Below are 23,504 nucleotides of genomic sequence, written 5' to 3' on the forward strand. Positions count from 1 at the left end.
GCCCGCCCACCCATGCCACGCACCGCGAACCACACCAAGCCCGCCGACGCGGCCGACCGGCCGGAGAAGCCCCGCCGTGGGAAGCGGTGGCTCCGCCGCGCGATCGTCGCGGTGCTGGTCGGCATCGCGCTGCTCGTCGGCGGCGCGCTGGCGATGCTCAGCCCGCTAGCGGGCGTGGTCCTCCGGCCGCAGCTCGCGACGCAGCTGGGCGTCGACGTCCGCGGCGGCAGCCTGCGCCTCACCACGAGCGGCGACATCGAGATCTCCAACGCGACCTTCGTCGTGCCCAACGGGAGGCCCGGCATCGTCATCGGCGATGCGGCCCGCGTCCTCACCGTGCGGCGGGGCGTGATCACGCTCGATTGGCGGGGCCGCTCGGGCGGCGGGCCGCTCGTCGAGCGGGTCGATCTCTTCGACGCGGTCGTCCGCGTCAGCAAGCCGCTGGACCGCTTCGACCTGAACATCCTGGACATCCGCCCGCCCGCCGGGGGCGCCGGCGGGCCGCTGCCGTCGGTCGTGGTGCACCGCGCCGACCTGGTGCTGGCCGAGCACGACGGCACCGGTGATATGACGACGCTGCGTGAGCTGCCCATCACGGCGACGCTCTCGCCCTCGGCCGACCGCACGGGCGCGTACGACATCGAGCTGCGGGAGGACGCGACGCGCAGCACGAGCGCGCAGCCGATCAAGTTCGCCGGCATGCTGCGGCCCGACGGCTTCAGCGGACGCGTGGGCGCGCTCGACATCGCCGACTTCGGGCCCGAGACGATCCCGCTGCAGCTCCGCGAGCTGTACACCGAGCTGCGGCTGGCGGGCCGCACGCGGGGCGCCCGCGTCTTTTACGACGAGACGACCGACGTGCTGGAGGTGGTGCTGGACGTCCGCGGCGGCGGCTCGCCCGCGCCCTTCGCCGAGGACGCCGCCACGCCCGCACGGCTCGAGCTGCACATCCCCGCGCCGGTCGACGAGGCCGGCACGCTGCGGGCGCTCATCCCCGCCAGCGGCAGCGGCACGGTGCGGCTGGTGCAGCGGCCCGCGCCTCGCGGCGTCACGCCCGTGCCCTGGCAGAGCGTGCAGGCGACCCCCGAGCCCGGCGAGCCCGGCGTGGGCACGCGGCGGCTGTACATCGAGGGCGACCTCGACACCACCATCGAGGATCTCGCCTGCGACCTGGACTTCCGCATCTGGCTCGGCGGCGGCGAGCCGCTGTATAGCTTCGGCCTGGAATCGCGGGACGAGTATGCCTTCACGCCCGACGCCCCGTTCTTCGACGTGGACAACGAGATCCTCGGCAAGCTGGGCGAGTTATTCGAGGACCTGGGCGTCGAGGGTGGCATCGAGTTCGCCGCCAGCGCGGCCCAGGTCGCCGACGGCGCGGGCACGCGTCAGATCGTCGAGGGCTCGGGGCTCATCCGCCGGGGGAAGCTGCGGTACGCCCAGTTCCCCTACCCCGTGATGGACGTCGATGGGCTGATCACCATCCGCGGCGGCATCATCGAATTGCAGGACGTGCAGGGCCGGACACCCGCGGGCTCGCCCGTCGCCGCCAGCGGCCGCATCCTGCTCGACGAAGAGGCCACCGGCGTGGACCTGACGATCGAGGCCTTTTCGGCCCCGTTCGACCAGACGCTCCGCGAGACGCTCGACGCGGTGAGCCCGGCCATCCGCGAGATCGTGATGAACGAGGCGGCGCTCGCCGAGCGCCGCGAGGCGGGCCTGCTGCGCGCGCCGGGATCCCCGGGTGCGTCCGCGCCGTTCTTCGAGCTCGGCGGCGACATCGACGCGACCGTCCGCGTCGTCCGCGAGAAGGGCCGCCTGGGCAGCACCTCGGTGCTCGTCGAGGCGTCGAGCGAGCGGTTCGGGCTGCTGCCCGAGGCCTTCCCCGTGCCGCTCATCGCACGGGACGTGGTGGTCCGCGTCGACCTGCCGCCCGAGTACGAGTCAGCGGAAGCGGGCGAGCCGCAGATGCTGGAGGTCACCGCGCCGAGCGGCACGATCTCGACGCTGTCGGGGGGCCGGGCGTCGATCGACCTGAGCGTCCGCGTGCCGCTCGGGGCGGAGGAGCTCTCGACCGCGATCGACCTGGAGGTCGACGCTCGGGGCGTGCCGGTATCGCCGCTGCTGATCGAGGCCATCCCCGAGCCGAGCGAGCCGGGGTCCGGCACGCCCTCGCCGCGGCGGCTGCTGACGCGGCTCGATCCGGCGGGCCCCATCGACGCGACGGTAGCGGTCGGGCGGTCGCACCGGGCCCGCGTCGACTGGCGAGCGGAGGTCCGGCCGGACCGCGTCGAGCTGCGGCCGCCGGCCCTGGATCCCACCCGCGATCCCATCCGACTCGTCGGCACGACCGGCGTCATCCGCGTGGACGAGGACGGGCTGACCGGCGACCTGCGGGCGGCCTGCGAGGACGGCGGCGGCATCACCACGCAGCTGCGCGTCGACAACGAGGAGAAGCGCGTGCTCGCGGTGGTCAGCTCGGTGGCCCTCAACCTGCAGGCGCACGTCGAGGACGTCATCGCGCTGTTCTCCCCCGACCTTGCCAACCAGCTGGACGAAGAGCGTCGGCTGTACCACATCGAGGGCGCGGCCAACTTGACCGCCAGCGTGCTGTCCACGCCCGAGCGTGTCGGCGCCGAGGTTCGCATCAGCCAATTACGGGACGTCCGCTTCGATTGGCTCGGCGGACGGCTGGAGCTGGACGACAGCCGCGGCGCCATCATCGTCAACAACACCGACCAGGGACCCATTGCGCGCTTCGAGCGGCTCGTGGCGCAGGGGGCGTACAACGGCGAGCCGTCGGGCCGGTTCCGCCTGCACGGCAGCATGCCCTTCGGGGCCCTGCAGGAAGCGGGCAGCCTGTACCCGGACCCCACCGCGCTCGAGATCGAGGTCCAGGGCGGGAGCATCGAGGGCCCGCTCTTCCGAACGCTCGTCGGCGACCGCATCGGCGAGGCCGGCGCGGAGATCTACGAAGAATTCGAGCCCACGGGCGAGTACGACGCGATGGTGGCGCTCCGCACCGCCGGGTACGCGGGCGGCGAGGGCGTGCGCTCGGTCCGATCGTTCGAGCTGTCGCCGTACGACCTGGAGTTCACTCGCCGCGGGGTGCGGCACCGCGTGCCGTGGATCAGCGGGCTGCTGACCGGCGACGAGCAGCCGTCGCCCGACGGTACGTCGCTCTATCGCGGGCTGATCGATGACCTGACGCTGGGCGGCGACGGCTGGTGGATCGGCCTCGACGGCCAGTGGAAGGCCGAGGACAACGGCGCCGTCTTCGGCGCCACCACGCTGGAGGGCGAGCTGGCCCCTCCCCCGCTCGACGCGGAGGGCCGGCCGGTCGCGGTGGAGCTGCTGCCCGAACCGCTGCTCGCGCTGCAGCTCGACGCCGTCGCCGCCTCCATCCGCGGGCTGGAGCTGGCGCGGGCGGGCCCGCTCTCCCTGCCCCCCAGCCGCCTGGAAATCGAGACCAACCCCGAGCGGCCGGTCCGCGTGGATCTCGACCTGCGGCTGGAGGCACCCGACCTGCGCGTCGGCAGCCGCGCGACGGGTGCGGCCGGAGCGGGCGATGGCGACGCGGACGACGACGATGCACCGCCGAACGAGGAAATCGCAGACGGTCGCGGTGCGGCGGCCGGTGCCTTCGGCCTCCGGCGTGTTGCCGCCCGGCGCCAAGCGGGCACGAGCGAGGACGCCCTCCCGGGTTCCGCTTCGCCGGCGATCAACCAGGCCCGCACCCACCTGGTCCGGGTGCTCGACGCGGCGGTGGGCATCCGCGTGCGGCCCGATGAGGCCGACGAGGTCGCGTCGATCGAGGTCCACGCGAGCCGCGGCGAGATCCGGGGCATCGCGGCCATGCAGACGCGCACGCACGCGGTGGTTCGGCCCGGCGGCCGCATCGAGTTCCCGCACGTGCTCGTGGGCACGTCGGGCGGGCGGGTCACGGGCACCGCGATGGTCCAGCTGGGAGCCGAGCCGGGCGACCCGGTGGGCTACGAGATCGACGCGACGGGCGCGGGGCTCAAGACCGAGCGGGTCATCGCGGGCCTGCAGGATCGCCCGGCGGCCGATCTCGCCAGCGCGGGCGACATGGACATCGCGCTGGGGCTGTCGGGCCGGCTCGGATCGCCCGACACGCTCATGGGCCGCGGGTCGCTGCGGATCCGCGGCGGCTCGCCGGTCGACCTGCCGCTGCCGATCCGAGCGGCGATCGAGGCGCTCAACGTCCAGGTCGGCGGCGCCCGATACGACGAGGTCAACGGCGAATTCCACATCGTGGGGCCGACGATGTCGTTCAGCCATCTCACGGCGGGCTCGGACGCGGTGGTGCTCAGCGGCCTTGGAACGGTGGACCTCATCGACGGCCGCATCGCGCTGGACATCACGTCGGTGCCGCGCAACGACTCCGTGGTGCAGGCCACGCTGCGGGCGCTGCGGGACGTGATCGTCGCCGTCGAGCTGGGCGGCACGCTGAGCGATCCGCAGACGCGGCCCAGGCCGCAGGCGCTCACGGGGCCATTCGATCGGCTCCGGCAGTTGCTGCAAGGCGGCCTGACCGCCGAGGAGTGGCGCCGCGAGCGGCTGCGTCGCTTCGCGAGGCAGGGCACCCAGCCCGACAGCGGCTGGTGAGCACGCGCGACCCTACCCTCCGCGGAATGCACGACCAACACGCAGGACGCAACCGTGCCGGCACCCCAGAAGGGGACGCTCCGGCGGGCGGCCACCGCGATGACGCGCCGCCGACCTTCAAGGGCCCGGACTGGCGGGACATCTCGACGCGGATCGACGCCCTCGTCGAGAGCGTGTCGCTACCCACCAGCGGCGGCTTCGAGAAGAAGCTGGTGGCCGATCTCGTCGCCGCCGGCCTCAAGCTGCTCACCGACGATCGCGATCGCGGCGAGCTGAAGCTCATGACCGCTGCCTTCAAGGAGCTGCGGTACGCGATGCGGGTCTTCGGCCGCTACGCCGACGCGCAGAAGATCACGATCTTTGGCTCGGCCCGCACGCCCGAGGACCACCCCGACTACGCAGCATGCGTCGAGTTCAGCCGGCGGATGGCCGAGGCGGGCTGGATGGTGATTACCGGCGCGGGCGACGGCATCATGAAGGCCGGCCACGTGGGCCCGGGCCGTCGGGCGAGCTTCGGGGCGGCGATCCGGCTGCCCTTCGAGACCACCGCCAACAGCGTGATCCACGGCGACGAGAAGCTCATCCACTTCCGCTACTTCTTCACCCGCAAGCTCATCTTTCTGTCGCAGGCGCAGGCGGTGGCGCTCTTCCCGGGCGGCTTCGGCACGATGGACGAGGCCTACGAGACCCTCACGCTCATCCAGACGGGCAAGGCGGGCATGCTGCCCATCGTCATGCTCGAGGGCCAGGGCGAGGGTGGAGGCGGGGGCTATTGGGACGAGTTCCACGCCTTCGCGCGCGACGCGCTGCTCTCGCGGGGCATGATCAGCGACGACGACACGGCGCTCTACCACCACGCCGACACGCCCGAGGACGCGGTGCGGCATGTGCTGGACTTCTACCGCAACTACCACAGCTCGCGATACGTGGGCGACCAGCTGGTCATCCGCGTGCGGCGGCCGCTGGGCGAGGACGACCTCGGGGTGCTCAACGAGTCGTTCGCCTCGCTGGTGAAGGAGGGCCGCATCACCCAGGGCGGCCCGCTCGAGGACGAGGACGACCACCTGGATCTTCCGCGGATCGTGTTCGCGCACACGCGTCGCGATTTCGGCGTGGTCCGCCGGCTCATCGATCGCATCAACGAGCTGGACGCGGGCGCCGCCCCGTGATCCGGCTGGCGGTCGCCTGCGCACTGGCGGCGGCGTGCGGTGCACCACTGGGATGCGGCGGCCGGACGGTCGTGATCGCCGACGCCCCGCCGGTGGACGTGCGGCCCGTGACCGACCTGGCCGGCCACGGCTGCGAGATCCGCGTGTGGGCGATCGAATCCCAGCGGCGCAGCCTGCAGGAGCAGAACGCGAGCCTGGCGGAGCTGTGGGACCAGTGGCGGGCCTACGAAGAATCGCGCGGCGACGAAGAGCTCTCGGAAGATGACGCCGCAGCCGCAAGCATCGCTTCGGACGTCGGGCCCTTCGAGACAGCCGAGGGCGAGCGGATCGCCTCGTTCGAGCAATTCGTAGACCTGATGCGCGACGCCGGCGGCGAATCGAGGGCCCTGCCCGAGTCGCCCGCCGACCTCGCCCTGGCCTTCGATCCCATCGAGTCGCAGCTCTGGCGCGCGAACGGGCTGCGGCTGTTGCTCGTGCCCCTCGACGAGCTGTCGAGCGTGCGCGAGGGGCTCGGCGTGGATCGGCCGCTCGAGCGCACGTGGATCGGCGAAGCGACCTCGTGGACGCACGTTGCGCGGGGACCCGCCGGCGGTCCGCGGACGCTGCGGGGCGACCTCGGGCCCATCGACCTGCCGGCCGGCAGCATGGCGCTCTTGGGCCGGTTGTGGGCCGCACCGGGCCTCGCCGGTCCGGTGCTCCGCGTCGAGATGGTGCCGCAGTTCGTGCCCGTACGCGGGCGGGCGGTGCGCGGCGGTGGCGCCTGGACGACCCGCGAGCGACCGGAGGACGCCGACGCGGGCCCCGTGTTCGATCGCTTGGTGCTCGAGGGTGCGATCCCGCCCGGGCATGCACTGGTGATCGTGCCCGATCGGGGCCCGCCCGACGCCGCGGCGCCGCGGGTCGGCCCGGTCGTGCCCCGCAGCCGGCTGGGCCCCGAGATCCTGCGGCGACGCGGCGGTGATGGCCTGCTCCGCGGCATCGCGCTGGTGCTCGTGCCGGTGCTGCCCGAGCAGTGGGACTTGTCTCGGCCCTGGGAGGACGCCGCGGGGCGTGCACCGGTCGTGCGCTAGCATCGCCGCCGTTCGAGGCCGATCGACCGGCCGATCCGCATGGAGGCGCAACCGGATTGGGCACGCTGCTCGCGATCCTGTGGCTCGTGCTGGGGCTGGCGGCTCTGGTCGCCGGCGCCGAGGTCATGCTCCGCGGCGCGGTCTCGCTGGCGCACCGCCTGGGTGTGCCCACGTTCATCATCGGGCTGACCGTGGTGGCCTTCGGCACGAGTGCGCCGGAGCTGGCCGCGGGCGTGGGCTCGGTGGTCAAGGGCGAGACCGAGCTGATCGTCGGCACCGTGGTGGGCTCGAACGTCGCCAACATCGGGCTCGTGCTAGGGATCGCGGCGCTCATCCGCCCCGCGCGGGTGCGGGCGGCGGTCGTCCGGCGCGAGGTGCCGGTCATGATCGGCGTGAGCATCCTGTTCATCTTCGCGATGCTGGGCGGCGCGGTGACCCGGCTGGACGCCATGCTGCTGCTGCTGGGCATGGCGGTATTCCTGACGTGGGCCATCTACAGCAGTCGGCACCTCGACGCGGGCGACGCGGCCATCGTCATCGAAGCCGAGCAGGAGGAGCTGGCCGAGGGCCGCCCGCGGGTGAGCATGCGGCGGAGCATCGTGCTCGTGGTGCTCGGGCTGGGCTTGATGGTGCTGGGTTCGGATCGTGCAGTCGAGGGCGCGCGCGAGATCGCCGTGGCCCTGGGCGTGCCCTCGTTCATCATCGGGCTGACGCTGGTGGCCTTCGGCACCTCGCTGCCCGAGGTGGTCACCTCCGTGGTGGCGGCGCTGCGGGGCCAGTCGGACATCGCCGTGGGCAACGTACTGGGCTCGAACATATTCAACGTGCTGGCGGTCATCGGTGCGTGCGCGGCGCTGGACACGCTGACGGTGCCCGATGCCGTGCTAGCCCGCGATGCGTGGGTGATGCTGGGCTTCGCCGTCGTGCTGCTGCCGGTGATGCTGACCCGCTTCGTCATCACCCGGGCCGAGGCCGCCCTTCTGCTGGCCGGCTATGCCGCCTACGTCGTGGTGCTAGCCCTGGCCTAGTCCGCATAAGCCGCGTCGGGGAGCATCGTCCCTCGGAGGGACGGATCGTGGCGCGTGCGGGCGAATCGCCGGCCCGCGGCTGCCGATGGAACAGGTGCGTTCCCCCCGCGGAGGCAGGATGCTCCGAGTCGCGATCCGAGAAGCCGCCCCCGGCATGCGCCTGGCGCTGCCCGTGTACCACCCGCGTCGGCCGGGCACGGTGCTGCTGAAGGCCGGCGTGGCGCTCGACGAGAAGCTGATCGAGCGGCTCCGCGAGATCGAGCTCAAGGAGGTCTGGATCAACTATCCGGGGATGGCCTTCCTGGGTCGCTTCGTCAGTCCCGAGATGCAGCGGGCCCGCTCGGAGTTATCGCACCACATCCTCTCGGCCATCGACGTCGCCTCCAGCGGCGCTCTGGCGGAGCTGGACTACACCGAGTACCGCCGCGCGATCGTCCAGGTTGTCGAGCAGCTGCTCCGCTCGCCGTCGGCGGCGTACTTCGTCGAGGAGCTATGCGCCACGAGCACGCCGCACGGCCGGCACGCCAGCTCGGTGTGCTTCCTGAGCCTGCTGATGGGCCTGAAGCTGGGGGACTATCTCGTCGCCGAACGCTCGCGGCTGCCCGCTCCCCATGCCCGCAACGTCACCTCGCTGGGGATCGGCGCCATGCTCCACGACGTGGGCATGCTCCGGCTGCCGCCCGACGCGCTCGGTCGGTGGAACCGCCACCACGACGAATCCGATCCGGAATGGCGCAGCCATGCCAAGATCGGCTTCGAGATGATCCGCCGGTCGGTGGATCCGTCGGCGTCGGCGGTCGTGCTGCACCACCACCAGGCCTTCGACGGCTCGGGCTTCCCGCGTCGCCGGGCGCCGGGCGGGGGGTCGATCGTCGTCGCGGGCCAGGACATCCACGTCTTTGCGCGGATCGTGGCCGTCGCGGACGCCTTCGATCGAATGTGCAACTCCGCCGACGCGCCGGGCGCCGAGAAGCACCCCCAGCAGCGGCGACCGAACGTCGCGGTGCTCCGCGAGATGTGCCTGGGCCCGTCCGCGGCTCGCTTCGATCCCATGGTGCTGCGGGCGCTGATGAACTGCGTGCCGGCCTATCCGCCGGGCTCCGTGGTCACGCTGAGCTCGGGGGAGCACGCGGTCGTGTGCAACTGGCGGGTGCAGGACCCCTGCCGGCCTCGCGTGCTGCCCATCGCCGAGGGACTCGCGGGCGCGGTGGGCGTCGGACCGATGGCGGGCGGGGGCATCCTCGACGCCGCCGAAGAGCCGGCGGACACCATCGATCTCGCGATCACGCCCGATCTGTGCATCGCCGAGGCGGACGGATTCGATGTCTCGACGGAGAACTTCTTGCTGCCGACGGGCGATGCCTTCAGCGTGGACAAGGCGGTCCGCGCGCAGCTGAACCGCGCCGAGTCGCTCAAGGCTTCCTAGCACGCAGAGTCTCGAACACGATGCGGCCGGATTAGCCGCTCTTGGAGGCGTCGCCACCCGCGGCGCTCGCCGCGCGGCGGCCCTCTCGGGGGGCCGGCACCGGCTGGCCCGATTCATCCAGTCGGAAGCCGACGGCCTCGAGCTGCGAGGCGTCCCAGTCTCGGGCGAGGATCTCGCCGGCCTCGGGCGAGCGGACCAGCACGGCGTCGCCCGCGCCCAGCCCGGCGCGGATCTCGGCGTGCGTCTCGCTGCGGCGGCCGACGCGAACCGGCACCTTGCCGAAGCGGCGGCCCTCGGGGATGAACACGTATCGGAGCCGGCCCTCGTTGAAGATCGCCTGCACGGGCACGGTCAGGGCGTCGTCGACCTCGTCGAGCACGATCGTGGCCTCGGCCCGCATGGAGGGCTTCAGCCGATCGTCCTCGCCCGCGTCGATGGCGATGCGAACGGTGTACTCGCGGAGGTTGGGATCCCGCCAGCTGCCGCTCTCGGCCAGCACGCCGACGGACTCGACCCGGCCGCTCAGCACGCGGGAGTCGAGGGCCTCCATCTTGACGCGGGCCGGCTGGCCCGGGCTCAGGCGGCCGGCCAGCGACTCGTGGACGCGGACCGAGGCGACCATCTCGGTGGTGTCGGGCAGCACCATGATGATCTCGTTGGGCGAGACCTCGGTGCCGGCCTGCGGCGGATCGGGGTTGCGCCAGCGGCCGTTGCGGGTGCTGGATTGGTAGACCACGAGGCCCGCACTGGGCGCGGTGAGCGTGCAGGCCTCGAGCTGGTCCTGCAGCTTGGTGAGCCGCTCCTCGCGGAGCTCGAGCTGCCGGCGGGCGTTCTTGCGGCTCGCGTCCTTGCTGGCCAGCTCGATCTCGTTCTGCTTCTTGACCCGCTCGACCTTGGCCTTGGCCTCCTCGACGTCGGAGGTCTTCTGCTTCTCGTCACGCGGCCGCTGGTAGTCGACGTAGATCTCCAGTGCGAGCGTGGCCTGCTTGAGCTTGGACTCGGCCTCCAGCAGATCGATCTGCTCCTGCTCGAAGTCGTTCTTGCTCTTGAAGTCCTTCGCGAACAGCTGCTCGCTCTGCTCGAACTTGGTGCTCAGCCGCTCGTGGGTGCGCCGGGCGCTATCGGCCTCGGACGCGAGCTGCTCCTGCATCTTCTTGTCGTCGCCCTCGCGCCACTGCATCAGCGCAAGCTCGGCGAGCTCGAGCTCGAGCATCGCGGCCCGCAACGCCGAGTCGTTGTTGCTGATCTGGATGAGGTAGGCGTTCTCGGCGGCCTCGAGGTCGGCCCGCGCGGTCTCGACGCGGCTCTCCTCCTCGGTGATCTGCTCCTCGATCTGCTCGGAGTTGAGGCGGACCAGCACGTCGCCCTCGGCGACGCGGGTGCCCTCCTTGATGACCTCGACGATGGTCGCCCGCATGTCCAGCTCGTTGCGGATCTCGACCTGGTCGCGGGCCTCGAGCTCGCCAGTGGCAACGGTCTCGATGCTGAAATCGCGGACCTCGGCCTGGACGACGTCGGTGCCGTGGCCCATGCCGGCGTCCTCGGCCGCTCGGACGACGTACCACGAGCCCGCGCCGACGAGCCCCACCGCGGCCACCGCGATGCCCAGCTTCACCACGATCGAGCCACGCCGCAACGAGCCAGGCCAGAACGGATTGGTCATGGAAGAACTCCCGCCGGCGGGCGTGATCGCCCCGGCTACGTCGATATCGTCGTCCTCACGAACGGAGAACACTAGCGTTCAACAGCCTGGATGCCCCGCCGGTTTCGTTCCGTCGCCGGAAGCCCGCGGGTTTCCTGATCGGCATGGGGAAAGACGAGCACGCGATGATGGTCGACCCGGATACGCCCCCACCCGACGACGCCGGCCCTGGCCCGAGCCCTGGTGCCCGCCGGACGCTGCTCGTGGTCGCCGCCGACGCCGAGCGGCAGGCGGTCCAGGAGGGCTTCGGGCGGCCCGGGGGCGACTTGGCGGCCTGGACGCCCCAGCCGCTGGCCGGGTGCGCCGACCTGCTGATCTCGGGCATCGGCAAGGCGAACGCGGCGGCCGCCACGGCCACGGTGCTGGCGGGGGGCGGCTACGGCCGGGTGCTGAACCTGGGCATTGCCGGCAGCCTGCCGATCGCCGATCCGCTCCCCATCGGGGCGTCGATCGCGGCCACCCGCTCCATTTATGCGGACGAGGGCATCGCCCTGCCCGACGGCTCCTTCGTGGGGTGCGCCGCCATGGGCTTCCCGCTGGGCCCGTTTGGCGATTGGGGCGTCTCTGCCGATCCGGCGCTCCTGGACCTGGCGGGCCCGCTCGTGGACGTCACCGCCCCGATCGCGACCGTGTCCACCTGCTCGGGTACTGACGCCATCGCCCTGGAGGTCGTCCGGCGGACCTGGGCGGTGGCCGAGACCATGGAGGGAGCGGCCGTCGGGCACGTGTGCGCCCGGCTGGGCGTGCCCTACCTGGAGCTGCGGATCGTGAGCAACACGACCGGCGACCGCGACGGCCAGCGGTGGGACTTCTCGCTCGCGGTCGAGCGGCTGCGCGACCTGGCCAGCCGGCTGGCGGCGGCGCTGGACGCCTAGCCGCACTCCACCGATAACCCGACCCGCACAGCCGGCACGGTCCTGCCGATCGTGCGGGCCCCCGCAGAGTCCGGGACCGAAAAGCGACACCGGGCGGCTGGATGCGGCCGCCGGGCGAGCCGATGCCTTGGGCGATGCCTCGGCGTGGCTATTGGGCCCCGCCGGCATCCCGGGGGCAGGGGTTCACCGTGGCGTTGTCCTTCAAGAAGCTGTCCGCGCTGGGATCGGCCAAGCTGATGGGCGGCTCGCTGTCGCCCATCGCCTTCGATTTCGGAACCTCGCAGTTCAAGATCCTCCAGATCACGACGGGCGCCGCGCCGCACCTGGTCGCGGCGGCTGCCATCGAGATGCCCTCGCGTCTGCGGCGGGACCCCGAGGCACGGCTGGCCTTCCAGATCGAGGCGCTGCCCAAGATGGTCCGCGCGGGGGGCTTCAAGGGCAAGCGGGCGGTGTGCTCCATGCCCGCGTCTATGTCCTTCTGCAAGCACCTGAAGGTCTCCAAGACCGATGGCATCTCGACCGAGGGCCTGATCAAGGCCAAGCTGCAGGCCTCGCTCAACTGCGACCCCTCGGGGCTGGTCTACCGGTGGGTTCCCGTCGAGAGCGGTACGGGCCGCGGCCGCGACGAGGTGATCTCGATGGGCGCGGCGCGGGACGTGATCCAGCGTCTGATGCGGGCGGTCAAGGCCGCCAAGCTCGAGCCGGTGGCGATGCACAGCGACTTCCAGGCGATCCTCAGCGCCATGCAGGCGTGCGCGCAGCAGATCGACGACCACGAGGACAAGCCGACGCTGTACCTCGAACTCGGCAGCGGCGGCACCCGCGTGCTCGTCGGCGACGGCGACAAGCTCGTCTTCGCCAAGCAGGTCGAGATCGGTGGCCGCCACCTCGACGAGTACGTCGCCCGGCAGCTGAACATCGACCTCGAGACGGCGCGGTCCACGCGGCTGGGCCTCGAGTCGCTCGTGCCCGCCGCGGCGGCTGCCGAGCCCGAGGCCGCCGAGGAGACCCAGCCCGCCGCGACCGCGGGCAAGTCGGGCCTGGCGATGCTCGAGGCCGCCATGAAGCGGTCCAAGCCGAGCACGGCAGACGAGAACGGCAGCAGCGCCATCATGTCGGCCCTCGACGAGACGGCCGTGGGCATGGAGAGCCTCGACGAGGCCATGGAGCGGACCGGCGCCGACCTGACCGAGCCCCTGGAGATCCTCACCGACGAGGTGCAGATGTGCGTCCGGTATTACAACGCGCTGCGGCCGGGCCGCAAGGTCGAGCGCGTGGTCTTCCTGGGCGGCGAATCCCGCCAGATGGCCCTCTGCACGCACGTGGCGCGGCGGCTGAAGCTGCCCGCGAAGATCGCCGACCCCCTGGCGAGCGTTACCCGGACCGGTCATGAGCCCTGCATCGGGACGGATCTGCGCGGAAGCCAGCCGGGATGGGCGGTCCCGCTGGGCCTGTGCGTCCGACCAACCGATCTTTAGACGAGTCGATTTCGGGAGGAGCGCGATGCTCGGATCACCTGGAAACTCTGGCAAGCAGGGCGGTTCGCTCGGCGGGGGCTTCCTCCCGGAGGACTACGTCCAGCGGAAGGCCGAGAACCGCGCCAACGTTATTGGCCTCTCGCTGTTCTGCGCCGTGATGGGCACGGTGGTCGCCGCCTTCTTCGTGACCAACCGCAGCTGGACCACCGTGCACCAGGAGCGCGAGAGCATCGCGCGGCAGTACTCGGCGGCCGAGCCCGAGATCGAGAAGCTGATCGAACTCGAGGAGCAGAAGGAGCAGATGCTCCAGAAGGCCGAGATCGTGACGGCCCTCATCGAACCCATCCCCCGCAGCATCCTGATGGCCGAGATCGTCACTCGGATGCCCGAGGGCATGACGCTGCTGACCGTCGAGCTGGACGGCAAGCGGGTGGCCGAGGCGGCGACGAACAAGAACGCCAAGCCGACCGATAGCCGCGCCTCGGCGCGGGGGCGGCAGACGCGCTCGCTAGGCGGCCGCAAGGCCGGCGCGAGCGCCGAGACCGAGACGTCGTCCAAGATCCTGCCCCCCCGCTACGACTACACGCTCCAGATCGTCGGCGTCACGCAGGCGAACACCGAGATCGCCGACTACCTCGAGGCGCTCAAGGCCTCCCCGCTGCTGCGGCGCGTCGAGCTGGCGTACGTCGAGTCGCAGAAGATCAAGGAACTCGCCCTCCGCAAGTTCGAGATCTCGGCCCAGATCGATCCACGGGCCGACGCGCGGGGCATCGAGCCCGACCTCGAATCGGCCGACGCCATGAAGCTCGAGGGCAACAAGATCCCGCTCGAGACCGCTGATACGACGGGCGATGAGCCGCCGGCGATCGAGCCGGTCGAGACGGTCGAGTCCGACGGCCCGGTTGAGGTCGCGGACCCCGGCGCTGAGCCCGCCGCCGAGGATCCCGAGGCGTTCACCACCGTGCCCGATGACCCGGGAGGCCAGTAGATGAAGTTCGGCGTCCGAGAGATCGTGCTGCTGGTCGTGCTGTTCGCCGTGCCACTGGCGAGCTATTGGTTCGTGTTCCGGCCGCAGAACACGCAGATCGAGCGGGCCCGCGAGGAGATCGCGCTGCGGCGCGACAAGCTCGAGCGGCTGCAGCAGGAGAGCGCCCGCCGCGGCACGCTGGAGGCCGCCACGCAGGAGATCTCCACGCGGATCGACGCGATCGAGGCGCGCCTGCCCACCAACAAGGAACTGGCCGACGTCGTCCGGCAGATTTCGGACCTAGCGACCGACGCCGACCTGCAGCAGCCGACCATCGTGACCGAGAAGCCGGTGAAGGCGGCGCTCTACCTCGAGCAGCCGCTGAAGGTGGAGCTGCAGGGCGACTTCCGCGGGTTCTACCGCTTCCTGCTCGAGCTCGAGCAGATGGAGCGGATCACGCGGATGACCAACATCAGCGTCAAGCGATCGGACTCGATCGACGGGCACATGATGGCCGAGTTCACGCTGAGCATCTACTTCCAGGATGAGGAGGCGTGATGAGCACCGATCCCGTCGGCCCCCCCGAGGGCGTCAGCGATGAGCAGCAGGGCTTCGAGGCCTACTCGCTCGAGACCAAGCGGAAGATCCCGGTGCAGCTGGTGGTCGTCGCGGTGGTGCTCGTGGTCGCGGGCGGCGTCATCTACTGGATGCACCTGCGGGGCACCTCGCCGGCCAAGAAGCTCAAGCCCGTCGAGATGAAGTTCACCATCGAGCAGACGCAGGCCCGCCACTTCGAGGGCGAGGAGCGGATCATGCGGGAGCTGACCCGCTCGGGCCCGCCGCCGCAGGTGCCGCTAGAGGACATCGACGCCAACCCCTTCCAGCTCGATCGCACGCCCGACGTGCAAGAGGCCATCCTGACCGGGCAGCCCGAGCAGACCGTGGCGCCCGACATCGCGCGGGCCGAGCGGCTGCTGGACAACGTCGTCGTCGAGATGGTGCTCGACAATCCGCGCAACCCGCTGGCGAAGATCAACGGCACGATCTACAGGCTGGGACACGAGGTCGACGGCATGCTCGAGGTGGTCGGGATCTCGGGCCGCTCGGTCACGCTCCGCTACAAGACGGTGATGCGGACCATCGAGATGGACGGCAAGTAGCAGCGTCGCCGAACGCCGCGAGCAGACTCCGCCGACCAGCGCCGCACGCCCGGACCCTCGCGAGGACGCGATGAGCAAGCACAACCTCGACGACATCCTCAGCGAGCTGGGCGGCGATCCGAGCAAGCCGGGCAAGAGCGGCAAGCACCGCATCGACGAGTCGGAGGAGGCCTTCAGCCCGCTGCCCTCGATGCCCGCCCACCAGGGCGCCGACGCCAAGCAGTCGATCGAGGACGACCCGGCCGTCAAGCGGCACACCGACGCCCCCGAGGCGCAGGTCGGCAAGGCCATCAGCGACGTGCTGTCGCCCGAGGAACTGGGCGAGGGCTTCGCCGACGAGGGCGACACCAGCGAGCTGGCCGATGCGCTGATCGCCAGCGGCACGGTCGGCGCCGGCGACGTCGCCGAAGCGCAGAACATCGTGCGACAGACCCCCGGGCGGCGGCTGGTCGACGTGCTCATCGAGCGGGGCGCCGACGAGGCGGGAGTGCAGCAGGCCGTCGCGACCGCCAACGGGCTCGCCTTCGAGCGGGTCGACCTGGACCGCGGCCTCGACGGCGGCTTCGACGGCATGATGCTCCAGCGGCTCGGCGGCGAATTCTGCAAGGAGCAGCAGGTGCTGCCGCTGCGGATGGAGGGCCAGCGTGCCGTCATCGGGCTGGTCCGCCCCGACGACGTCTTCCTGCTCGACGACCTCCGCGAGCGGCTTGGCGTCGTAGGCGTCAAGGTCGTCGTCGTCACCAGCCTGGACATCCGCACGGCGCTCGACATCGCCGGCATGGGCGAGCAGGAGCCCGCCGACGACGTCGACCTCTCGGAGATCCTCGACCAGGTCGACGAGCAGGACGTCCAGGTCGACGAGAAGAGCGACACCCAGGAGGTCAACCTCGAGCAGCAGGCCGGCGAGGGTCCGGTCATCCGCTACGTGAACTACATCATCCAGCAGGCCATCAAGGAGGGCGCCAGCGACATCCACGTCGAGCCCGCCGACAAGAAGCTCAAGGTCCGCTTCCGCATCGACGGCGTGCTCTTCGAGGGCATGAACCCGCCGGCGGCCATGTCGGCAGCGATCACCAGCCGCCTGAAGATCATGGCCAACCTGGACATCTCCGAGCGCCGCATCCCGCAGGACGGCCGCATCCGCTGCCAGGTCGCCGGCCGCAAGCTCGACCTCCGCATGTCGACGCTGCCGAACACCTACGGCGAGAAGACGGTGCTGCGTATCCTCGACACCAAGTCGATCAACGTGCAGCTCGAAGATCTGGGCTTCTCGCCCGACGCCCTGACCATCTGGCGGGGACTGGTCACCGAGCCCCACGGCATCACGCTGGTGACCGGCCCGACCGGCTCGGGTAAGACGACCACGCTGTACTCGTCGCTGCGGACGCTCGACAAGAACAAGATGAACATCTCGACCGTCGAGGATCCGGTGGAGTACCACCTCGACGGCGTCACGCAGACCCAGACGCACGAGAAGATCGGGATGACCTTCGCCAAGGCGCTCAAGGCGCTGCTGCGGCAGGACCCCGACGTCATCATGCTCGGCGAGATCCGCGACATGGAGACCGCCCTGACGGCGGTGCAGGCGGCGCTCACGGGCCACCTGGTGCTCAGCACGCTGCACACCAACGACGCGCCCTCGAGCATCACCCGCCTGGTGAACATCGGGCTCGAGCCCTTCCTCGTAGGCGCGGCGGTCAACGGCGTGCTCGCCCAGCGGCTGCTGCGGCGGCTGTGCAAGCACTGCAAGAAGCAGGACCGCCCGGGCGAGGAAATGGCCGACTTCCTGGAGATGCAGGGCCTGCCCAGCGACCAGGTGTGGACGGCGGTGGGTTGCGACAAGTGCCGCGGCACCGGCTACTCGGGCCGCGTGGGCATCTACGAGCTGCTGGCGGTCGACGATCAGCTCCGCGACATCATCGCGGGCAACCCCAACGTCAGCGAGTTCCGCCGGCTGTGCCTCGAGCGGGGCATGGTGTCGCTGCGGATGGACGGCATGGCCAAGGTCCGCGAGGGCCTGTCAACCGTCCAAGAAGTCCTCCGCGTGACCGACGGCGGCCACTAGCCGCCCCGGCGACTTCAAGCCGCGGGCATTCCCGGACTTACCTCCGAAACGACCCTGAGCTAGGCCGCGTATTGCCGGCCGGAGGCGCCGTTGTATCGGCTTGGGGGACGAGCCGGGACGGGCCCAGGAGAATCGACATGCTTCCAGACTCTGACGCCCGCCGCGGGCGGTTCCTCGCGGGGCTCGCCGGCCTTGCCATGACGTGCGCTGCCGCCTCGGCCCAGCCCTCACCGCTCCACCAGTACGACATGCCCATCGGCATCGACTCGGGGCCGCTGGCTCTGCCCGGGCTGCCCGCCGACGAGCACCAGGTCATCTACAGCGCGACCGTCGCAGCGCCCGGCGCCGTCTGGACCCGCGTGAGCTTCGGCGAGGTCGATCTGGCCGACGATGCGATCATCCGCATCACGAGCCTCGAGGACGGCTTCGACCAGCACCTCAACGCCACAACGCTCCGCCAGTGGCGCAGCACGAGCGCCTACTTCAACGGTGACACGCTGCTGGTCGAGGTGCTCGCCCGGCCCGGCGGCGGCGTCAGCCGCATGGAGATCAGCAAGCTCGTCGCGGGCGATGGCTTCGGCGCGGGCGCCTTCGATTCGATCTGCGGCCCGACCGATGATCGCGAGCTGTCCGACGACCCCCGCAACGCACGGCTCATGCCCGTGGGCTGCACGGCCTGGCTCATCGACGATTGCGCCAAGTGCTTCCTGACGGCCGGCCACTGCACGTTCTCGGCCACGGTCGTGCAGTTCAACGTGCCGCTGTCCTCTTCGAGCGGCTCGACCCGCAACCCGGACCCCGAGGACCAGTACCCGGTCGATCCGGCGTCCATGCAGTCCAACGGCGGGCTGGGCATCGGCAACGACTGGGCCTACTTCGGCACGTTCGCCAACTCCGAGACCGGCCTGACAGCCGCCGAGGCGCAGGGCGCCACCTACATCCTCGCCGATGAGGCGCCGTCGTCGACCGGTGACATCCGCATCACCGGCTACGGCAGCACCCGCGGCACCGGCGCGCCGCTCGAGTGGAGCCAGGTGCAGAAGACCCACACCGGCCCGTTCGTGGCCAAGAGCGGCTTCGGCCTCTCATACCAGACCGACACCACCGGCGGCAACTCGGGCTCGCCGGTCATCGACGAGACCACCGGGATGGCCATCGGCATCCACACGCACGCGGGATGCAGCGCCACCTCGGGCAACAACGGCACCGCCGTCGACCGCCCCGAGCTGCAGGACGCCCTCGAGAACCCGCAGGGCGTGTGCTGCCCGCCGCTGACGGGCATCGAGATCGCGGCCCCCGACCTGGACCTCATCCCGCCGGGCGAGCCCTTCGAGTTCGCGGTGACCATCACCGAGGTCGACGGCACGCTGGATCCGGATTCGGCGGAGCTGGTGTTCGACATGGGCGGCGGCTTCGAGTCCGTGCCGCTGGTGGCCCTAGGTGGCGACCAGTTCAGCGCCACGCTGCCGGCCATGAGCTGCGGCGACACCGTGCCCTACTACATCCGGGCAACCTCCGACGGCGAGGAGGCGACCGCGCCGCTCGGCGCCCCCACCACCGGCACCTACGACGCGATCGCCGCCACCGCACGGCTCAACATCGCCAGCTTCGATTTCGAGTCCGGTGCGGGCTGGACCGTCCAGGACACCGCCCTCTCGACGGGCAGCTGGGATCGCGGCGTGCCCGGGCCCTTCGGCCGCGGCGCGCCGAGTGCGGACTTCGACGGCTCGGGGTCGGCCTACGTGACCGGCAACTCGGTGGATGAGGACGTCGACGGCGGCCCGACGGTGCTGACCTCGCCGATCATCGACCTCAGCGGCGCGCCCGACAACGCGGTGCTCAGCTACGCCCGCTGGTTCAGCAACGACGACGGCGACGACGTGCTGACCGTCGAGATCTCCGACGACGCCGGCGCCACGTGGACCCGCATCGAGAGCACGGGCGACGAGGCCTTCTGGCGGGTCGTCCGCGTCCCGATCTCGGACTTCGCCAGCCTGACCAACCAGGTGCAGCTGCGGTTCACGACCTCGGACAACCCCAACGACTCGGTCACCGAGGCCGCCATCGACGCCATCAGCATCGACGGCCTGGCCTGCGGCGACTGCCGCGCCGACATCGACGGCGACGGCGACCTGACCGTGTTCGACTTCCTGGCCTTCCAGAACCTCTTCAACGCCGGCGACCTCGCCGCCGACTTCGACGGCGATGGTGCGTTGACGATCTTCGACTTCCTGATGTTCCAGAGCGAATTCGACGCCGGCTGCCCCTGAGCCGGTTCGCGAGGGCACAGGGCGGCCCCCGGGCCGCCAGGAGCGTCCCCTCCTTGGAGCAAGCCGGGGCCGATCCCAGCGATCGGCCCCGGTTTGTCTTTGGGTTTTGATCGCAATCGGATGACGCCGAAGGCCAACAATGCCGGGAAGGGAGGATGCACATGGCTCCACGTCCGATATCCGAGGCCCGGCCCCAGCCGTCGAAGGCCACCAAGATCGGCATCGTCGCCGCGGTGGTGGTCGTCGCCGGCCTGATCATCGCCAGCCGCTGCTACCACATCGTGCCCGCGGGCCACGTCTCCGTAGCGACGTGGTTCGGCGAGGTGCAGGACGAACCCCTGGCCGAGGGGCTGCACTTCCCGGTCAACCCGCTGCTGAAGTTCCACCAGTTCGACGCGCGCCAGAAGACGCACATGGAGACGGCCGGCGTGCCGAGCCAGGACCAGCTCACCACGATGATCGACGTCTCGGTGCAGTACCGCATCAAGGGGCCGATGGCGCCGGCGATCTTGCAGGACACCGGCACCGCGGAGCAGGCGCTCGAGGTGCACGTGATCCCGAAGGTCCGCTCGCTCATCCGCGAGCAGGGCAAGAGCATCGTCCGCGCCGAGGACTTCTTCCAGGAGACCACCCAGCAGCGCTTGCAGCAGCAGCTGCTCGCCGGGCTGCGCGAGTTCCTCGACCCCAAGGGCATCGAGGTGAACGACGTGCTGCTCCGCCAGATCGATCTGCCCCAGCGGCTCGTCTCGCAGATCGAGCAGAAGAAGGAGGCCGAGCAACAGGCCGAGCGGCAGAAGGCCGAGCTGGAACGCTTCCGCACCGAGCAGGAGCAGACGGTGGCGCAGGCCGAGGCCGAGCGACGCGCGGCCGAGGAGGAGGCCCTGCGGCTCAAGGTGCTGGCGGACGCGCGGGCCTACGAGATCCAGAAGATCAACGAGGCCATCGCCAGCAACCCGGCGTACATCCAGCTCCAGGCACTCGAGGCGCTGCAGGCCATCAGCAAGGATCCAGCCTCGAAGCTCTACTTCATGGACGGCACGAGCCCCAGCCCGCTGCCGCTGATGAACCTGGGCGAACCGCTGGCGGGCGGCGGGAACTAGCCCTCGCGGGAATGAGAAGCTGAGTGGGGCCCGAGGCAATCTCGGGCCCCCTTCGTTGGTGGCCAGGACACCGGCGGCGCCGGGCGTCACGCGCTTAGGGCTGCTGCGGTCAGGCCCTGACCCGGTTCACGGTGCCGCCCTCGCACCGGGCCCGGCCACCAACGAGAGGGGCCGCTCGTCCTTGCCGCGGGCAACCCAGCACTCGCCGCGATCGTATGGCCGATAGTGGGCGTAGTCTCGGATCGATCCGGTCCTTGTCGAGCCGATTCGGAGCAGCGATGACCCAGCACGGCGACGCACGCGAGCCCGGGGGCCTGCGGAGGCAGGTGATCGTCACCGCCATCCGCATGGGCTTCCTGGTGGCCTTCCTGACGGTCGCCTTGCTGTTCATCTTGCGGCCCTCCGACGCCGCCGCGGGCGCCAACGACCCCCGCTTCCACTGGGCGGTCACGCTCGCGCTGGCGGGCATCGTGGCGATCGCGGCGATCGCGGCCGACCTGCTGACGCCCCGCAAGAAGATCGCCACGCTCGTGAGCATGTTCGTGGGGCTGGTGCTGGCGACGCTCGCGACGGTCATCCTCGGCGCAATCATCGACGTCGTCGTCCAGGCCTGGGACATCAACCGGCCGGAGTTTGCGGCTCTCGCGAAGGTGCTGCTGGGCATCAGCCTGGCCTACCTGGCGATCGTCACGGTGCTCCAGACCGAGGACGACTTCCGCCTCGTCATTCCCTACGTCGAGTTCAGCAAGCAGATACGGGGCCCGCAGCCGTGGCTGCTGGATAGCTCGGCGCTGGTCGACGGGCGCGTGGTGCCGCTGGCCGAGACCGGGCTGTTCCAGGCGCGGCTGATCGTCAGCCAGTTCGTGATCGACGAGCTGCAGCGGCTCTCGGACAGCAAGGACAAGCTGAAGCGCAACCGCGGCCGCGCGGGGCTCGACGCCGTCCGCCGGCTGCAGCGTTCGTCGGCCATCGAGGTCGTCGTCGAGACCGCGGGCCCGCACGCCGACGAGGTCGACCAGGCGCTCGTCGAGCTGGCCCGCCGCCTGCCGGCGACCATCGTGACCACCGACAGCGGCCTGGAACGGGCGGCGTCGATCCACGGCGTGCGCGTGCTCAACGTGCACGACCTGGCGCAGTCGATGCGGCCCAACGTCATGCCGGGCGAACAGGTCGAGGTCTACCTGCTGCGGGCGGGCGAGCAGCAGGGCCAGGCCATCGGCTACCTGGACGACGGCACCATGGTCGTGGCCGAGGACGGCGGCGAGCGCATCGGCGAGCGGGCGATGCTCACGGTCCGCAGCACGCTGCAGACCTCGGCGGGCCGCCTCGTGTTTGCGCGGTCGGCCGGCAGCGACGACGCCGAGGAGGCGGCGGCATCCCTCGACGCAACCCAGCCTCCGCCCGCGGCAGCCGCAACTCCGGGCGTGGAGGCGGACGAGGCCGCCGAGCCCGCCCGGGTGGACGCCCGCGGCCCGGGCCGGCCGGCGCGCACCCCGGCGCGGCCCCGCAGCGGCCGCAATCCGCGTCGCTAGGCGTGCCGCCGGTGAGCCGCTAGCCGCAGCCGTCATCGAAGAGGTCGATGAACTCCAGGAAGTCGAAGAGCGTGAACAGGCCATCGCCCGTGAAGTCGGCGAGCGGATCGCCGTCGAAGAACAGCCGCTGGTAGTCCAGGAAATCGAACAGGTCGAGGGCGCCGTCGGCGTTGATGTCGGCGCGGCAGGCCTGCGAGTACAGCACGTTGATGCCGGCCGTCGCCTGGGCATCGCCGGCCATCGTGGCCACGTTCGCCGACGCCTCGACCTGCAACTCGTATTCGCCGGGCGCGAGGTCGCCGGTCAGCACGAAGCCCTCCGGGTGCGTCGCCGCGCGGAACACGATGGTGCCCCCCGATGCGCCTGGCGCCATGATTTCGCCCTCGCCGGAGACGCTCAGCGTGACCGACGTCGAGCTCGCCCCCCCGCCGCCCGACGGGACATCGAAGCGGCCCGAGAGCACGAAGGGGCCCTGCTCCGCCACACGAACCGTCAGCGTATCGGTAAGGAAGACACTCGAGCGGACGCCGGGATCGGCGATGGGCATGCCCCGCGCGGTGAGCGTGGCGTCGGCCTCGAAGGTCAGGTCGCCCGCCGGCCCGGAGTCGATGACCGCGCCCGCCGTCGCGGTGCCGCCCGAGGATTCGCCGACGATCTCGAGGTCGACGAGGAAGGGCACGTATCCGGTCCCGAGCACGACCTCGCGCTCCGGGTCGGCGAAGAGGACGACCGACGCGGTCCGGCCCGCGGCGTCGATGGGTGCCTGCGCGGTGACGCTCGCGCACGCTACGGCGCACGCGCCGGCCGCCGCGAGAATGTGTGAACATGGCATCTCTGCTGCTCCTTGGGCGCGACCCCGATTCGGGGGTTCACGTGCGTTGAGCTTACCACACGGCGCTGCGGGGTCGATGGGCTTTGCCGACGGGACTTTGGGCGTGCGCCGCTCTGAGGTCGCAACACGTTGGCGCGCAAGGTCTTGCGTTCTTTGTCCAGGATGTCCCAGGGTCCCCATCCCCGCGGATACCGGCGGCGATCT

Annotated in this window: 16 protein-coding genes; 14 read left to right on the forward strand and 2 right to left on the reverse strand. The window is 70.9% G+C overall.

Annotated features, from left to right (window positions below):
- The first annotated feature begins 12 nt into the window (after positions 1-12).
- From AAFX79_04350 to AAFX79_04370, 5 genes are all read left to right on the forward strand, one after another.
- On the forward strand, positions 13-4,626 hold the full coding sequence (locus AAFX79_04350; protein ID MEO1007771.1) for an AsmA-like C-terminal region-containing protein: 4,614 nt from the start codon (positions 13-15) through the stop codon (positions 4,624-4,626).
- Between the two features lie 26 nt (positions 4,627-4,652).
- On the forward strand, positions 4,653-5,795 hold the full coding sequence (locus AAFX79_04355; protein ID MEO1007772.1) for an LOG family protein: 1,143 nt from the start codon (positions 4,653-4,655) through the stop codon (positions 5,793-5,795).
- The gene (locus AAFX79_04360) at positions 5,792-6,865 is read left to right on the forward strand and encodes a hypothetical protein (protein MEO1007773.1); all 1,074 of its coding nucleotides are present in this window, start codon (positions 5,792-5,794) and stop codon (positions 6,863-6,865) included. The genes AAFX79_04355 and AAFX79_04360 overlap by 4 nt, the downstream gene beginning before the upstream one ends.
- Before the next feature lie 56 nt (positions 6,866-6,921).
- Positions 6,922-7,893, forward strand: coding sequence for a calcium/sodium antiporter (locus tag AAFX79_04365; GenBank protein ID MEO1007774.1), 972 nt, complete (start codon positions 6,922-6,924; stop codon positions 7,891-7,893).
- A gap of 118 nt (positions 7,894-8,011) precedes the next feature.
- Positions 8,012-9,319, forward strand: a complete 1,308-nt coding sequence (locus AAFX79_04370) for an HD domain-containing phosphohydrolase (protein ID MEO1007775.1) — start codon at positions 8,012-8,014, stop codon at positions 9,317-9,319.
- A 31-nt stretch (positions 9,320-9,350) separates the two neighbouring features.
- Here AAFX79_04370 and AAFX79_04375 read toward each other — a convergent pair whose 3' ends face one another.
- The gene (locus AAFX79_04375) at positions 9,351-10,982 is read right to left on the reverse strand and encodes an HlyD family efflux transporter periplasmic adaptor subunit (protein MEO1007776.1); all 1,632 of its coding nucleotides are present in this window, start codon (positions 10,980-10,982) and stop codon (positions 9,351-9,353) included.
- 143 nt (positions 10,983-11,125) lie between these two features.
- Between AAFX79_04375 and mqnB the strand changes: the two genes are divergently transcribed.
- The 9 genes from mqnB (at position 11,126) to AAFX79_04420 (ending at position 22,468) form a co-directional block, all read left to right on the forward strand.
- Entirely contained in the window at positions 11,126-11,896 is a 771-nt protein-coding gene (mqnB, locus tag AAFX79_04380; protein MEO1007777.1) for a futalosine hydrolase, read from the forward strand.
- Between the two features lie 188 nt (positions 11,897-12,084).
- Complete coding sequence (pilM, locus tag AAFX79_04385) at positions 12,085-13,374, forward strand: pilus assembly protein PilM (protein MEO1007778.1); 1,290 nt, start codon at positions 12,085-12,087, stop codon at positions 13,372-13,374.
- Positions 13,375-13,399: 25 nt separating this feature from the next.
- Positions 13,400-14,362: a PilN domain-containing protein gene (locus tag AAFX79_04390; protein MEO1007779.1), complete on the forward strand. Its 963-nt coding sequence runs from the start codon at positions 13,400-13,402 to the stop codon at positions 14,360-14,362.
- Complete coding sequence (gene pilO, locus AAFX79_04395; GenBank protein ID MEO1007780.1) at positions 14,363-14,899, forward strand: type 4a pilus biogenesis protein PilO; 537 nt, start codon at positions 14,363-14,365, stop codon at positions 14,897-14,899. It begins immediately after the preceding gene.
- The gene (locus AAFX79_04400; protein MEO1007781.1) at positions 14,899-15,501 is read left to right on the forward strand and encodes a hypothetical protein; all 603 of its coding nucleotides are present in this window, start codon (positions 14,899-14,901) and stop codon (positions 15,499-15,501) included. Before pilO ends, AAFX79_04400 begins: the two co-directional genes overlap by 1 nt.
- Positions 15,502-15,571: 70 nt before the next feature.
- A complete protein-coding gene (locus AAFX79_04405; GenBank protein MEO1007782.1) occupies positions 15,572-17,566 on the forward strand; it encodes an ATPase, T2SS/T4P/T4SS family in 1,995 nt (664 codons plus the stop codon).
- A gap of 137 nt (positions 17,567-17,703) precedes the next feature.
- Complete coding sequence (locus AAFX79_04410) at positions 17,704-19,836, forward strand: GC-type dockerin domain-anchored protein (GenBank protein MEO1007783.1); 2,133 nt, start codon at positions 17,704-17,706, stop codon at positions 19,834-19,836.
- Between the two features lie 161 nt (positions 19,837-19,997).
- Positions 19,998-20,936, forward strand: a complete 939-nt coding sequence (locus AAFX79_04415) for a prohibitin family protein (GenBank protein ID MEO1007784.1) — start codon at positions 19,998-20,000, stop codon at positions 20,934-20,936.
- Positions 20,937-21,214: 278 nt separating this feature from the next.
- Positions 21,215-22,468 carry a hypothetical protein gene (locus tag AAFX79_04420; protein MEO1007785.1) on the forward strand — a complete coding sequence of 418 codons (1,254 nt, stop codon included), beginning with the start codon at positions 21,215-21,217 and terminating at the stop codon, positions 22,466-22,468.
- 19 nt (positions 22,469-22,487) lie between these two features.
- On the opposite strand, the gene AAFX79_04425 is transcribed toward AAFX79_04420, so the two are convergent.
- On the reverse strand, positions 22,488-23,300 hold the full coding sequence (locus AAFX79_04425) for a GC-type dockerin domain-anchored protein (GenBank protein MEO1007786.1): 813 nt from the start codon (positions 23,298-23,300) through the stop codon (positions 22,488-22,490).
- Positions 23,301-23,504 lie beyond the last annotated feature (204 nt).

Source organism: Planctomycetota bacterium, assembly GCA_039819165.1.
GTDB lineage: Bacteria > Planctomycetota > Phycisphaerae > Phycisphaerales > UBA1924 > JAHCJI01.